The sequence below is a fragment of the Streptomyces sp. NBC_00872 genome (assembly GCF_045161915.1).
Taxonomy (GTDB): Bacteria; Actinomycetota; Actinomycetes; order Streptomycetales; family Streptomycetaceae; genus Streptomyces.
Genome location: NZ_CP108806.1, coordinates 8,130,623 through 8,144,405 on the forward strand (window position 1 = coordinate 8,130,623; position 13,783 = coordinate 8,144,405).

10 protein-coding genes and 1 pseudogene are annotated in these 13,783 nt (G+C 67.1%); 4 read left to right on the plus strand and 7 right to left on the minus strand.

What is annotated here, in order from left to right; translation table 11 throughout:
* Positions 1-624: 624 nt before the first annotated feature.
* Positions 625-1,977 (plus strand): annotated as a pseudogene (locus OG214_RS34830) (IS1380 family transposase); the annotation flags it as partial.
* Positions 1,978-2,134: 157 nt separating this feature from the next.
* Here the strand turns inward: OG214_RS34830 and OG214_RS34835 are convergent.
* Together OG214_RS34835 and OG214_RS34840 are read right to left on the minus strand one after the other, a co-directional pair.
* On the minus strand, positions 2,135-3,244 hold the full coding sequence (locus OG214_RS34835) for an IS630 family transposase (RefSeq protein ID WP_405986995.1): 1,110 nt from the start codon (positions 3,242-3,244) through the stop codon (positions 2,135-2,137).
* A gap of 198 nt (positions 3,245-3,442) precedes the next feature.
* Positions 3,443-4,603: an IS701 family transposase gene (locus tag OG214_RS34840; RefSeq protein WP_405986996.1), complete on the minus strand. Its 1,161-nt coding sequence runs from the start codon at positions 4,601-4,603 to the stop codon at positions 3,443-3,445.
* Positions 4,604-4,700: 97 nt separating this feature from the next.
* On the opposite strand from OG214_RS34840, the gene OG214_RS34845 reads away from it, so the two are divergent.
* Positions 4,701-5,789, plus strand: a complete 1,089-nt coding sequence (locus OG214_RS34845) for an IS630 family transposase (RefSeq protein WP_405986997.1) — start codon at positions 4,701-4,703, stop codon at positions 5,787-5,789.
* 83 nt (positions 5,790-5,872) lie between these two features.
* On the opposite strand, the gene OG214_RS34850 is transcribed toward OG214_RS34845, so the two are convergent.
* Positions 5,873-6,271, minus strand: coding sequence for a hypothetical protein (locus OG214_RS34850; protein WP_331746043.1), 399 nt, complete (start codon positions 6,269-6,271; stop codon positions 5,873-5,875).
* On the minus strand, positions 6,268-7,116 hold the full coding sequence (locus OG214_RS34855; protein ID WP_331746046.1) for an IS5 family transposase: 849 nt from the start codon (positions 7,114-7,116) through the stop codon (positions 6,268-6,270). Before OG214_RS34855 ends, OG214_RS34850 begins: the two co-directional genes overlap by 4 nt.
* Before the next feature lie 254 nt (positions 7,117-7,370).
* Between OG214_RS34855 and OG214_RS34860 the strand changes: the two genes are divergently transcribed.
* On the plus strand, positions 7,371-7,895 hold the full coding sequence (locus OG214_RS34860) for a GNAT family N-acetyltransferase (protein WP_405987695.1): 525 nt from the start codon (positions 7,371-7,373) through the stop codon (positions 7,893-7,895).
* A 90-nt stretch (positions 7,896-7,985) separates the two neighbouring features.
* Here the strand turns inward: OG214_RS34860 and OG214_RS34865 are convergent, their stop codons facing one another.
* Both OG214_RS34865 and OG214_RS34870 read right to left on the minus strand, forming a co-directional pair.
* Positions 7,986-8,504 (minus strand): GNAT family N-acetyltransferase, encoded by a 519-nt coding sequence (locus OG214_RS34865; protein ID WP_405986998.1) that lies wholly within the window; start codon positions 8,502-8,504, stop codon positions 7,986-7,988.
* Entirely contained in the window at positions 8,501-9,754 is a 1,254-nt protein-coding gene (locus OG214_RS34870) for an IS256 family transposase (RefSeq protein ID WP_405986999.1), read from the minus strand. Before OG214_RS34870 ends, OG214_RS34865 begins: the two co-directional genes overlap by 4 nt.
* A 228-nt stretch (positions 9,755-9,982) precedes the next feature.
* Here OG214_RS34870 and OG214_RS34875 point away from each other — a divergent pair, with 228 nt between their 5' ends.
* Positions 9,983-10,816 (plus strand): hypothetical protein, encoded by an 834-nt coding sequence (locus OG214_RS34875; protein WP_405987000.1) that lies wholly within the window; start codon positions 9,983-9,985, stop codon positions 10,814-10,816.
* A 181-nt stretch (positions 10,817-10,997) separates the two neighbouring features.
* On the opposite strand, the gene OG214_RS34880 is transcribed toward OG214_RS34875, so the two are convergent.
* Positions 10,998-13,643, minus strand: coding sequence for an NACHT domain-containing protein (locus tag OG214_RS34880; protein WP_405987001.1), 2,646 nt, complete (start codon positions 13,641-13,643; stop codon positions 10,998-11,000).
* Positions 13,644-13,783: the final 140 nt, after the last annotated feature.

A 13,783-nucleotide genomic window follows, 5' to 3' on the forward strand; every position in this document is an offset into this window, starting at 1 on the left:
GCCTTCGGGCGCCTACGCGGCATCGCCCTTTCTGATCAACATGCCGTCATCTTGCCACGAACGCATCTGGCCCCGCACGCACGATCGAGCCCCCGCCACCCGGGATGCTCTTACTTCTCACCAACATTCACGCGCTCTTCGGTCATGGCGTGATGCCGAAACCCACTGACAAGTGCTCTCGCTTGAAACCTACGCAGCCACCTAGTGTCGGGCTTTCACCAGTTGGGCTGCGCAACGCTTGATCCCTAGCGTCGAAGTGCCCCCGACATGGGGGGTTGGGATTCGCGGAGGGCCTGTCGGCCGCGAAGAGTCGGGCACTTCGTAGGTGAAGCGGAGCATGGGCACTCACGCAACTGGCTACGCATGGCGAGATACGATCACAACGGTGAGGTCGCCCGCACGGTAAAGAACGGGACCCGGGGTGCGGACAGGGTCGCTTGCCTCATCACCCTCAGGCGGATCCAGTCCGTCGGCTGGACTGCTGAGAGTCACGCGAGCAGGCTGTCCAACAGATGATCAGCACCACGAAAAATGCCTCTGACCAGCAAGAATAAGGATTGTCGAGGTCCTTGTTCCTACTACTGTCGGAGGCACTTCCCAAGTGATGAACCATACCGGGTTCTACCACGGGTTCGCGCAGGTGGCAGTGGCCGATCGGTGGTCTCGCAGGCTGGAGCAACACTGTTGGTCGAGACGATCCGTAAGTCCGGATTGGATCGTGTGATATCGACGGTGTTGGCGCCGTGGCACAAACAGCGGGCGGTGCATGATCCGGGGAAGATCCTGCTGGATGTGGCGCTCGCGGTCGTGCTGGGCGGGGACTGTCTCGCGGATGTGGGGATGTTGCGGGCGGAGCCGGCGGTATTCGGGCCGGCTGCCTCCGATCCGACCGTCTCCCGTCTCATCGACACCCTTGCCTCGGCCGGGCCCTGGGCCCTGGCAGCGATCCGTGCGGCACGGGCCGAAGTTCGCGAGCGGGTGTGGAGGTTGGCCGGCAGCGCGGCCCCGGATGCAGAAGGGCAGGTGACCGTGGACCTGGACGGCGTGCTGGTGCTGGCGCACTCCGACAAACAGGATGCCGCGCCGACCTGGAAGCGGACCTACGGTCACCACCCGCTCGTTGCTTTCGTCGATCACGGGAGTAACGGCAGTGGTGAGCCGGTGGCTGCCCTCCTGCGGCCGGGGAATGCGGGCAGCAACACCGCCGCCGACCACATCGAGACCACACAGCTGGCCCTGGCCCAGCTCCCGAAACGCTACCGGCGCGGACGCCAGACCCTCATCCGCACCGATTCGGCCGGCGGCACTCATGAGTTCGTGACCTGGCTCGCCCGCCGCGGCCGGTGGCTGTCCTACTCGGTCGGAATGACCATCACCGCCGAGATCCACCAGGCGGTGCTGCGGGTGCCTGCCTCCGCCTGGACTCCCGCCGTCGAGCGTGACGGCCAAATCCGGGACGGAGCCTGGGTCGCCGAACTGAGTGGGAACGTCCTTGACGGATGGCCGGACGGCATGCGGCTGATCATTCGCAAAGAACGACCCCACCCTGGCGCCCAGTTGAGGATCACCGACGCCGACGGACTACGCCTGACCTGCTTCGCCACCAATACCGTGACCATCCCGATCTCAGAGCTGGAACTACGCCACAGAAGACGGGCCCGCTGCGAAGACCGCATCCGCAATGCCCGCGCCACCGGCCTGCGCAACCTGCCCCTGCAAGACACCGCCCAGAACCAGATCTGGCTTGAGATCGTCCAGATCGCACTCGATCTCCTGGCCTGGATGCCGATGCTCGCCCTGACCGGCGCAGCCCGCCGGTGGGAGCCCCGACGGATGCGACTCCGCCTCTTCTCCGCCGCCGCCCAACTCATCACCACAGCACGGCGACGGCACCTCAGATTCACCCGCCACTGGCCCTGGACAGACGTGATCACACAGGCGATTTGCCGCCTCGAAGCCCTCCCGAACCCCGACTGACCAGCCGCTCTTCACTCCTACGAGCGCACCGCAACCGGAACCGTGGAACCCGGCGCCCACCCGACACGACAGCCGGGCCAGCGTCCTGCTCAAAACCACCCAGCAAGCGAAAACGGGTCCGCCGGATGAACCGCCGAACCGTCATGCAAGATCGAGGCTAGTGTCCTGAGTCGGTAATTCGTCGGCAGTATGAGGCGAGGGATTCGAGGATCTGGTCGGCGGTCCTGGTCCAGATGAACGGCTTGGGGTCCTCGTTCCGCGAGTCGATCCAGGTGCGGATGTCCTTCTCGAGCGCCTGGACCGACTTGTGGACGCCTCGCCGTATCCGCTTGTTCGTGAGCTCGGCGAACCATCGCTCAACGAGGTTCAGCCAGGACGAACTGGTGGGCGTGAAGTGCATGTGGAATCTGGGATGGGCCAGCAGCCACTTCTTGACTGCTGCGGTCTTGTGAGTCGCGTAGTTGTCGCAGATCAAGTGGACCTGGAGCCCGGCAGGGATCTCTTTGTCGAGTTTGCCCAGGAACTTCTTGAACTCCTCGGCCCGGTGCCTGCGGTGGAGCGAACCGATCACCTTGCCGGTGGCCGCGTCGAACGCGGCGAACAGGGTGGTGGTGCCGGCGCGGACATAGTCGTGGGTCGCCCGCTCCGGCACCCCGGGCATCATCGGCAGCGCCGGCTGAGACCGGTCCAGGGCCTGGATCTGCGACTTCTCGTCCACACACAGCACCAGCGCCCGCTCCGGCGGGTCGAGATACAGGCCCACCACGTCGTGGACCTTGTCGACGAAGAACGGGTCCGTGGACAGCTTGAACGTCTCGGAGCGGTGCGGCTGCAGCCCGAACGCCCGCCAGACCCGCGAAACGGTCGACTGGGAGAGTCCCGTCCTCTTCGCCATTGACCGCGTCGACCAGTGCGTGGCATCCTCCGGCCCCGACTCCAGAGTCCGGGCAATCAGATCGGCGACCTGCTCATCCCCCACCGTGCGGGGCCGCCCCGGACGGGGCTCGTCCGACAGCCCGTCCAGACGGTCCGCCAGGAACCGCCGACGCCACTTCGACACGGTGTCGCGGGAAACCCCCACCCGCTCCATCACCACACGCGTCGACACGGGGAAACCGTCCTCCCCGACCTCGTCACAGGCCAGGACCACACGAGCCCGCATCGCCATGTCCTGCGCGGACTTACGCCGCCGAACCCAACCCTCCAACACCGACCGCTCAGCATCAGTCAGATCCAACGGCACAAGCTTCGGTCCCGGACGCGCCATGACCCAACCCTACGGAAATTTAAGACTCAGGACACTAGTACTGCAACGACACTCCGTGATGGCCTCTGCGTTTGTAGTGGCTGATGCGGGCTCGTGCCTGGCTTCTTCTTCGCCACCGTGACCAGGCGAGTGCGTGCTGGAAGCTTTGGCGGATGGGAGAGGAGGCGCGGTTGAAGAGCCGCCGGGCCTCGTTCATGGTCACGGGTATGAAATATCGACCGCTGCCGGTATCCGGATCCCCTTTTTTGCCTCTGCTCGCAGAATAGCGAGGAAGGCGAGGGCGGCCATGGACAGTGTTATGTGCCGGTACCAGGCGGGGTAGCCGCGGACCTGGTAATGATCAATCCCGGTTTCGTTTTTCGCGGTCTGGAAACATTCCTCGACCATCCACCGGGACCCTGCGATCCGCGCGAGTTCCTCCAAGGAGGTCCCGGCCGGACAGAAACAGATGTAGTAGGCGATGTCCGCGGGATCCATGAGGCTTCGCCGTGCCAGTAACCAATGGTCCCGGCCTTCTCGCCGCCAGGGCCGGATCGGGGCCGCCACCCAGTCGTACTCGCGCGGGCCATGGGCACCGTCACCGCAGCTCATACGCGTCCATGCGTCGTCGGGGAGCTCACCGACCAGCTTGTGCGCGCGGGCCTGGCCGAAGAATTCCATGGTCATGACCATCTGCGATTTCGGGACGGCGAGGACATGAGCGATGTCGTGTTCTTCCAGCCACAGCCGGATCCGGCTGGTCTGGCCGTAGAGTTCATCAGCGGTTACCCACCCGAACGGGATCCCCGATTCGACGGCACGCTTCAGTATGCGCAGGCCCATGTCTGGCTTGGTGGCGAACTCGACATCGTCACCGATACCGGCAGCTCGGCAGCGCTCGCGGTCCGATGTCCAGTCCTTTGGGAGATACAGCTCACGGTCGATCAGCGCCCGCCCCCGGTCGGAACCGTAGGCCAGGAACACCCCGATCTGGGAATTCTCGATCCGGCCGGCCGTTCCCGAGTACTGCCGGGCCACACCCGCCGACCGCACCCCTTTCTTCAGAAAACCCGTCTCGTCGAGGATCAGAATTCCCCGCTCCGGATCTCCGATATGCTCCACGACCGCTTCACGAACGTCGTCACGCAGGGCATCAGCGTCCCACAGGTAGTGGTTCAGCAGCCGCTGCATGCCCTGAGGGCCGGTGTCACCGGCGGCCTCAGCCAGGGTCCAGCCGTTCTTGCGTTCCGCCTCGCTGAGCAGTCCCCGCAGGTAGGACACCATCCGCCGCCTCGGCTCCACCCGCCCGAACCGGCCCGCAAACCGCGCCACGAAACCACCGAAGCTATCTGACCACCCGTCAGCTATCTCTTCCGCCACGAAGTAATCAACGACGCCGCACACACCACGTCACGGAGTGTCGTTGCAGTACTAGTGTCCTGAGTCGGAAGTTTGTGGTCGGTTGTAGGGTGGGGTGATGCCCGGTCCGAAGCCGTTGTTGCTGGAGTTGTCCGATCACGAACGCAGGGTGCTGCGGGGCTGGTTGCGCAAGCAGACGGCCTCTCAGGCACTGGTGTTGCGGTCGAGGATCGTGCTGGCGTGTGCGGAGGGTCGGCCGAACGCGCAGGTCGCGCAGGATCTGGGGATCTCGCGGGAGACCGTACGCAAGTGGCGGGCCCGGTTCTGCGCGGATCGGCTGGAGAGTCTGGTGGACCGGCCGCGTTCGGGGACGCCACGGAAGATCACGGACGAACAGGTCGAAGCCCTGGTCGCCAGGACGCTCGACCAGACACCGCCGGCGGGCGATTCGCACTGGTCGACGCGAACGATGGCCCAGGCAGCGGGGATGTCGCAGTCGGCCGTCTCGCGGATCTGGCGGGCATTCGGCCTCAAGCCGCACATCGTGGAGACCTGGAAGCTGTCGACCGACCCGCAGTTCGTGACCAAGGTCCGCGACGTGGTGGGCATCTACCTCGCGCCGCCCGAGAATGCCCTGGTCCTGGCAGTAGACGAGAAGTCGCAGATACAGGCCCTGGACCGAACCCAGCCCGTACTGCCGATGACCCCGACCACGCCCGCGAAGATGACCCATGACTACGTCCGGCACGGTACGACCAGCCTGTTCGCCGCCCTGGACATCACCTCCGGCGCGGTCATCGCCCAGCACTACCGCCGCCACCGCCACCAGGAGTTCCTCCGCTTCCTGAAAGTCATCGACACCGCTGTCCCCAAGGACCTCGAACTCCACCTGGTCCTGGACAACTACGCCACCCACAAGACCGAGCCGGTCAAGAAGTGGCTGCTGCGACACCCCCGCTTCCACCTGCACTTCACCCCCACATCGGCATCCTGGCTCAACCTCGTCGAACGCTGGTTCGCCGAGCTGACCTGCCGAAAACTCCGCCGCTCAGCCCACCACAACGTCGTCGAACTCGAACGGGACATCCGCAGCTGGATCAACGAGTGGAACAAGAACCCCAAGCCGTTCGTCTGGACGAAGACCGCCGACGACATCCTCGAAACCCTCGCCGCATACTGCACACGAATTAACGACTCAGGACACTAGGGCGTGTTTTAGTGGGCGGTTCGTAAGGTGATGTCCTTTTCTGGCTGAGGTGGGAGCAAGGACGCTGGTGGAGGTTCGGTCGGCTATTGCTTTCGAGCGAAGTTGCCGGTGTCGGCCTCGGTGAGGATGCCGAGTTTGACCAGGCGTTTCAGTTTGGCGCGGGTGCCTTCGACGTTCTTCGGCAGCAGTTCGTGGCCGAGGGCTTCGCAGACGTCCTTGGCCCGTAGCGGCCCGGTCGTGTGGTTGAAGGCGGCAAGGATGCGGGGGTAGTCCGGATGCTCGGGCAGGTCCGGCGCGACGGCCGGGAGCCGGTCGGCAAGGCTGGTGACGGTCTTGCGGGTGATCGCGAGGTGCTCCAGGTGCATCTCGGCCTCCCGCAACCGGGTCTGCAGGCCGTCGATCTGCGCACGAAGGTCGTCGGCCAGGGCCCGGGCGGCGTCTTCCTGCAGGTCCAGGGCATCGAGCAGGGGCCGGAGGTTCACGCCGCCACCGCCGCCGTCTCGCGCCAGGTGGGGGCGTTCGCGCCGGTGAGGCGCCGGGTCATGACGTGGGTCATCGCCCAGTAGACGCGGGAGACGGAGGAGGACGGGCGGTGCTCGTAGTCGCGGACCAGGCGCCGGTGCAGTATCAGGATCCCGTAGGTCTGCTCGACCCTCCACCGCTTCGGCTGCGGCACGAACCCCTTGACCTGCGGGTTGCGTTGGACGATCTCGACGTCGATCCCCAGGCCGGCGCCGTGCGCGACGACCTGGTTCTTGAAGCCCTGGTCGACCAGGGCTTTGCGGACACTTCCGCCGGCGTGCTCGGCGACCTGGTCCAGCAGGAGATTTCCCGCGGCGTTGTCGTGGGTGTTCGCAGCGAGGACGACGACCGCGATGACCAGGCCGAGGACGTCCACGGCAAGGCCCCGCTTGCGGCCGGGCACCCGCTTGGCCGGATCATGGCCACTCGTGGAGACGGGGACCCCGGCGGCCACATGGACACTCTGGGTGTCCAGCACCACCAAGGTCGGGTCCTCTAATCGTCGGGCGCGTTCGCGGACCTGGCAGCGCAGGAGTTCATGGATGACCTGGTCGGTCCCGTCGTCCCGCCAGGCGGCGAAGTAGTAGTACGTCGCGCTCTTCTGCGGCAGGTCGTGCGGGAGATAGGCCCACTGGCAGCCGGTCCGCCCCTGGTAGAGGATCGCGTTCACGATCTCCCGCATGTCGTACGCGCCCTGGTGGCCGCTGACCGAGCGGTGCCGGCCCTTCCACGCGGTGATCACCGGCTCGATCAACGACCACTGCTCGTCCGATAAGTCACTCGGATACGGCTTGCGTTCACTCACCCGAACACATCACCAGATCAACAACCGCGGACCGGCAGATTCCGCCCCGCTGCCACACCATCAGGCGACAGCAGAACCACTCAAAGACTCACGAACCGCCCACTTAGAAGTCCGGCTTCTTCTCACGCAGTTCCCCGACATGTCCCTGGCCGCGCTCTCGGCACCGCCAAAACCGATTGAGTGTGCCATCCCGGTCGTGGTATCACTTCACGGTTCGCAAGATGATCACGAGATGTAACAAGAGGTCGGTGAGCATGGCGCTTGGGGAACTGGTGAAACTGCGGGCCATGGGTCCCGCAGACGCCGAGGCACTGTGGCGCTGGAACCACGACCCCGAGGTCATGCGGTGGATGGACGACGCGTATGCCCAGTCGGTGGAGCGCGTCCGCACGTGGCTGGAGGAGCGCCCCCGCAACACCTACGGCGACTTGCTCCTTGGCATTGAGGCGCTCGCCGACGACACGCTCATCGGTCTGGTCATGCTGCACGATGCGGACCCGGAGACGGGCATCGCGAAGCTCGATATCTACCTGGGCGAGAAGACCTACTGGGGCCGCGGCTACGCCACGGATGCAGTGCGGACGATCTGCCGCTACGGCTTCGAAGACATGCGCCTCCACAAGATAACGTTGACCGTGGTCACCGAGAACCATGCCGCTCGCAAGGTCTACGAGAAGGTTGGCTTTGTTGAGGAGGGCCGGCTTCGTCAGGTCTTCCGCCGTGACGGCAAGTGGTACGACATGTTCACGATGGGTCTGCTGGCGAGCGAGCTCCGCTGAGCCCGATTCAGTAGTGGATCTGCCATGATCCATTCGTGGGGCGTGGAGATTTGACGAAGAGTAATAGTCACGACCTGTGGATCGTGGAAGTTATCGCCTGATGCTCCGGTGCCATCGGATCTCGCCGTCGTGCCATTCGGCGGTGGTTGTGAGTCCGGCGGCAGTGGCGACGGCGGCGGATGCACGGTGTTCGGGGTGGATGTGGGCGATGACGGTCGGTACCGACTGTCGGCTGAGCCAGTCGATGAGTCCTCGGGCCGCTTCGCTGGCGATGCCTCTTCCCTGCCACGGGGTCCCCACCACCCAGGCGGTCTCGGCGACGAGTCCGTTGCCGGAGGGGCCGACCGTCGCCTGGACGGTGCCCGTCAGGCAGGACTCGTCACGGACCCGGATGACCCAGTTCAGCCAGGAGACGGCCGGGTCGGGAGAGCCTGCGGTCATGCGCTGGTAGCGCGAGCGCAGGGCTTGCGGGGTGTCCGGAGTGCCGCCGATGAAGGTGTGCAGGGCCGGGTCGGACAGCACGGCGGCCATCTCCTCGGCGTGCTCGGCGTGCAGTGGCAACAGGTCCAGCCGCCTGGTGCTGATGGCCTGGGCTGCGAGGGGACTCACGCCGCGGCCGCCTCGGGATGGTCGACGAGCTGGCCGTTCTCGAAGCGGGAACCCGCGCGGACGAGGGCGACGAGGTGGGGTGCGGTGACGGCTCGCCAGCGGGCCTGAGCGGACTCGACGAGCGTGAAGACCATCGCGAGGGCTGCGGCGGGACTGCCGGCGCCGCGGCTGACCTTGGTCCGCAGTTTCACGGTGCTGAACGTGGACTCGATCAGGTTCGTGGTGCGCAGGTGGCCCCAGTGCTCGGCGGGGAAGCCGTAGAACGCAAGCAGTTCGTCGGCCTCGCCGGTGATCTTCTTGACCGCCTTGGGCCACTTCGCCTCGTACGCCTTGTCGAACGCGGTGATCGCCTTCTTGGCGTGGCCGCGGTCCTCAGCGTTGTAGATCTCCCGCAGGGCCTTCTTCGCGCCGGGCTGCGCGGACTTCGGCAGGGCGTTGACGACATTCCGTGTTTTATGGACCCAACACCTTTGATGGCGGGCTGCGGGGAATACCTCCGCCAGGGCCCTCCACAACCCCATCGCGCCCTCGCCGACCACGAGCATCGGGTCGCTCATGCCGCGTCGGCGACAGTCCCGCAGCACGTCGGCCCAGGACTCGGTGGACTCACGCAGCCCCTCGGCGATCGCGATGAGCTCCTTGCTCCCATCCGCGCGCACGCCCATGAGGACCAGGAGACAGGAATGGGTCTGGGACAGGCCGATCTTGGGGTGGACGCCGTCCGCCCATACGTAGACGAAGTCGGATGCCGAGAGGTCGCGGCGCTGGAACGCGGCGTGGTCCTCCGTCCACTGCTTGGCCAGCCGGGTGACGGTGGCCGCAGAGAGGCCGGCCGAGGTGCCCACGAACTGCTCCATCGCGGGCACGGAGTCGCTGGTGGACAGGCCGTGGAGGTAGAGCAGCGGCAGGACCTCGCTGATCTTCGGGGACTTGCGGCACCACGGCGCGAGGATCTTGGAGGAGAACCTCATCCGCTCGCCGGTGGCCTCGTCGACGCGCTTGTCGTTCACGCGTGGAAAGGCGACCTCGACGGCCCTGGCGGCGGTGGTCACCGAACGCGGGCGGTGGCGGCCGTTGCGGACCATCAGCCGACGTTCCCGCTCGTCCTTCTGTTCGGCAAGCTCGGCTATGTACTGGTCGACCTCGGCCTCCAAGGCCGCCGCCAGCATCCGTCTCGCCCCCTCACGGACGATCTCATCAATCAGAGAACCAATCTCGGTGGTGCCGTCTTCGTTGACTACGCTGAGCACGGGCGTGCCTTCCCAGCCGACGTTCGCACCGTCGGCCTACTCGGTGACCTTCAAATCGATCACTCGGGAAGCTACGCCCTTTCACGTCTCAACCCGAGGCCGATCCACAGGTCTTAAGCATTGCTATTCCGGCCGGGCAGGCGGGTCAAGTCGAGCCGACACCGTATGCGGCTGCCAGGACGCCGTCGGCACTGCACAATGGGCCGACGCCCGCACAAGGAGGCATGGGTGCACGACGAGACACCCGGCATGGATGTAACCCTGTGGGCCACTCTGGACGAGCCGGCTGCCGGCCCCCGCGGGGATCTCCTCGTCCACTGGTTCCGTACCGCGCTCGACCGTCTCTTCTCCCCGGACGCGAAGACCGACTACTATGCGCTGGTCACGGAGTCGATCAGCGGCGGCCGCAAAGTCAGGGTCCGGGACGTCCGGGCCAACTGGCAGGTGCTCGCCGAAGCGCTGCGGCCGCTGCCGTTCTACGCGTCGGCATGCTTCCACGAGCCCTCCGAGGACGAGGACTCCTGGACTGACGATGCCGGCCGCGTCGGCAGTACGCAGGTGAGCGGCGGCAGCCACACCGAACTGTCCGCGGCTCTTGGGGCCGGTGAGCGGATCGGTGATCCCGGGTTCTGCGCGAGCCTCGTGGACTTCCTGGCCGCGGCTCTCGACGGAGCCAATCCGGCCTTCGCCCGGGTGGACCACCTCAACTTCCACGACACCACGGACCTGGAAGCCGTCCTGCGCCGTACTCAGCGCAAGTCCCTGCGGGAGTCCCGCACGATGCTGCGCGGCTACTCCTGGGTCACGGGCGTCCCCGCCGAACTGGCCACCCGGCTCGGCGGTGCCCAGGCACTGGAGGCGACCGGCGCGTTCCACGCCGTGCGGGAACTGCGCGGCGGCGGGCTGTTGCTCCAGGCCAGCGATACGCTCGCCGGATACGACGAGCAGCGTACGTACGCGGTGTTCCGCGCCCTGGCGCCAGTGCTCCCGCCGGGAATGCCGGACAGGCACCCCGCCCGGCCCGACCCGCGGGTGGTCTTCGAGGACGCGGGCGAGGTCTGACCGCCGGGGCCACGGGGAACGCCCGGAACCCGCGCCCGGAACCCGGGTGATGAGCCTGGTGCCCGATTCCGGAGCGGTACGCGGACCGAGCCCTCGCCTGTTATGCAGGCTGGTGAACGTACTACGGGCGCGAGGGTGCGGATGCGGGTGCGGTCGGCAGGATCGGTACGACAACGACCGCTCAAGAGGGAGTCACAGCGGGACCGTCAGGGGCGGTGAGGGCGGTCGAGTCGGTCGGGTCGCGCGGCGGCCAGGGCTGCCGGGCGAGATGGCGTTGCAGGTCGATGTGCCGAAAGTGGTAGACCACCCCTACCTGCCGCAGCACACCACGATGCTCGTGCGCGTCCTGAAGGAACGTCATCAGACGCCATGGAACTCGGCGACGTACCGCCAGATAGGCCCTGGCGACGGCGAAGTCCACCCATGCGGTGCGCTTGAGTCCGATGGCGAGCCCGATGACAAGTCCGATCGCGAGCCCGGCCGCGAGTCCGTACACCAGCCCGTCCGAGAGTCCGAACGCGAGTCCGCCGACGAGTCCGCCCGCGAGTTCGATGGTGAGGAAGGTGCGGCGGTCCCGGGTGAGCAGCGCGACCGAACCCACCGCGGTGGGCAGGTCGGGCTTCTCCGAGTTCAGCCCGGCCGTGAGCCCGAACATGATTCCGCCCACAAGCCCGTACGCGACCCCCTGGGCGAGGCTGTATGCGAGCCAGCCCATCAGCCCGACCGTGAACCCGGCGCCGAGCCCGATCGTGAGCGAGTTGGACGACCAGCGAAGTCGTGTGCTGGGGGTGCTCCGTTCCACATCCGGGCTCATGAGTCCGACCCCGAGCCAGCCCATGAACGCGCCCGCGACCCCCACTGCGAACCCGTCGGGGGGCCCGTCCGTAATCCCGACCACGACGCCGACCGCGAGCCCTGCCACGATGCCGACCGCGAGCCAGGCCGTGAGCGAGTTGTACGACCAGCGCTGCCGTGGTCCCCGGGGGTTCCGCCGCGCGCCCCGGCGCATGAGCCAGATCGCGATCCCGCACGCGAGAGCGAAGGAGAGCCCGAACACGAGCCAGGACGCGAGCCCCCACACGAGCCCAGCGGTGACCCCCCGTACGAGCCCGATCTCAGACCCGTCCACGAATCCGACCGCGAGCCACTCCACGGGCCCGAACGCGAGCCAGACCGCAAGCCCTGCCGGTAGTCCGAATGTCAGTCCTACGGCCAGCGAGTCGGATGACCAGCGTAATCGCGCACTCCGGGCGTTCCGCCATGCGTCCCGGACCATGAGCCCGACTGCGAGCCCAACCGTGAGAAGGATCGCGAGCCCACCCGAAAGGCCCTCGGCGAGTCCACCCATGTACCCAAACGCGAACCCGTCCGCGGGCCCCTCCACAATCCCGCCGGAGACCCCGAACACGAAGCCGCCCGCGAGCCCGAAAGTCAGCCCGAACACAGGTCCGATCACGAAATGCCGAATGTATAGGGGGAAGGCGTACGCGAGCTCCCACCAGGCCAGATCGGGACTGCCGCCGCGGTGGGCCTCCAGATGACGGGCGAGGAAAACCAAGGTGTGGTGAGCCCGCTGTGCCGACCAGCGGGGCGGGTTGGGCTGGTGAGGGGTGTAAGCGGCGGGGATGAAGGCGTTGAACAGTTGGGTCTCCAGGGCGCCCCGGGTGGGGAAGGCCGCAGTGTCGCACAGTTCGTCCGGGTGGGAGGCGGGGCCGGACGGGGCCCGGGTGTGCGGGCGCGGGTTGTAGATGGTACGGGCCAGGAACAGGCCCAGCGGTGTACTCAGGGCCTGCCCGACGGGGGTCCCGGCCCCCAGGTGGCCGACTACGGTGTTCCAGCGGTCGGCGGCGGGGGTGTGCGGGCCGCCCGCGTCACGGCGCAGGTAGGCCGCGATCTGGTCGCTGGTGAGTGGCAGCAGGTGGATGCCGGCGGCGCCATTGAGTCGCACCATGGCGTCGGGCCGGGTCAGGGCGGCGCGGTAGGCGGTGGTGCGACTGGCCACCACCAGGGGCTGTCTCGCGGACAGGGCTCGGTTGAGGGCATCGAGAGCCAAGGTGTGCAGGGCTGGGGGAAGTTCGTCGAAGCCGTCGAGGAGCGGCAGGATCCGCCCGGCCTTCAGCAGGGCCTGGGCCAGGTCGACCTCCTGATCGACCCCGGGCACGGCCACCGGGGCGGGGGCGCGGAGGCCGGGGTGGCTGCGCCGCAGTTGCTCGGCCAGCCAGCCCTCCAGAGGTTGACGGGCGGGGTCCCACGAGGCCAGGGAGAACAGCACCGGCACCTGCCCGCCGTCGGTTCGCCGCGCGATCAGATCCTGCATCAGCCGGATCAGCAGCATGGTCTTGCCGGAGCCGGGCTCACCGAGGACTATCAGGCGGCGGGTGGGCACCCGTTGGGAGAAGACCTCGCCGATCTGCGCATCGGTGCCCGCCAGCCCCGTGGCGACCGTCGGCCACCGGTCGGGATCCTCCGGCGGCCCACCGGGCCAGGCGTGGGCCAGCTCGGCCAGTTGGGGCCAGGGCTCGACCAGGTCCGTATCGGCGGCCCGCCAGGCGACGGGCAGTGGGTACGGGTCGTTCAGGCGGCGGATTGCGGCCTCGTCGTCCCACTGCTCTTTAACCGCTCGCGCGAGCTGGTCGGCGGCCTTCTCCACATCCACGGCGGCGGCTTCGGCGCGGTCGTGCTGGAAAGCTTTCCAGGCCAGGTAGGCGGGGGCCAGAGTGGGTAACAGTGTGGCCGCCGTCGCGGCGGTACCCAACTCGAAGTGCCGAGTCAGGGCCAATGCTCCGACGGTCCCCAGCACCACCAGCAGCAGGTACTCCCTGCCCACGCGCTTCGGCTCCCGACCGTGTCCCCTGGCACTCACAGCGGATCGTCTCGTCCCCGCGGGGGTACTGTTCGCCGCGGAAGCCAGCAGACTTGTCCCAGGGTGGGTCCGTCTCCGCGCGGTGCGAGGCGCCCAACGGCGGC

Excerpts from the sequence above, each read along its gene's own strand:
- OG214_RS34860 (WP_405987695.1), top strand. The coding sequence starts at position 7,371 with ATGGCGCTTGGGGAACTGGTGAAACTGCGGGCCATGGGTCCCGCAGAC.
- OG214_RS34835 (WP_405986995.1), bottom strand. The coding sequence starts at position 3,244 with ATGGCGCGTCCGGGACCGAAGCTTGTGCCGTTGGATCTGACTGATGCT.
- OG214_RS34845 (WP_405986997.1), top strand. The coding sequence starts at position 4,701 with ATGCCCGGTCCGAAGCCGTTGTTGCTGGAGTTGTCCGATCACGAACGC.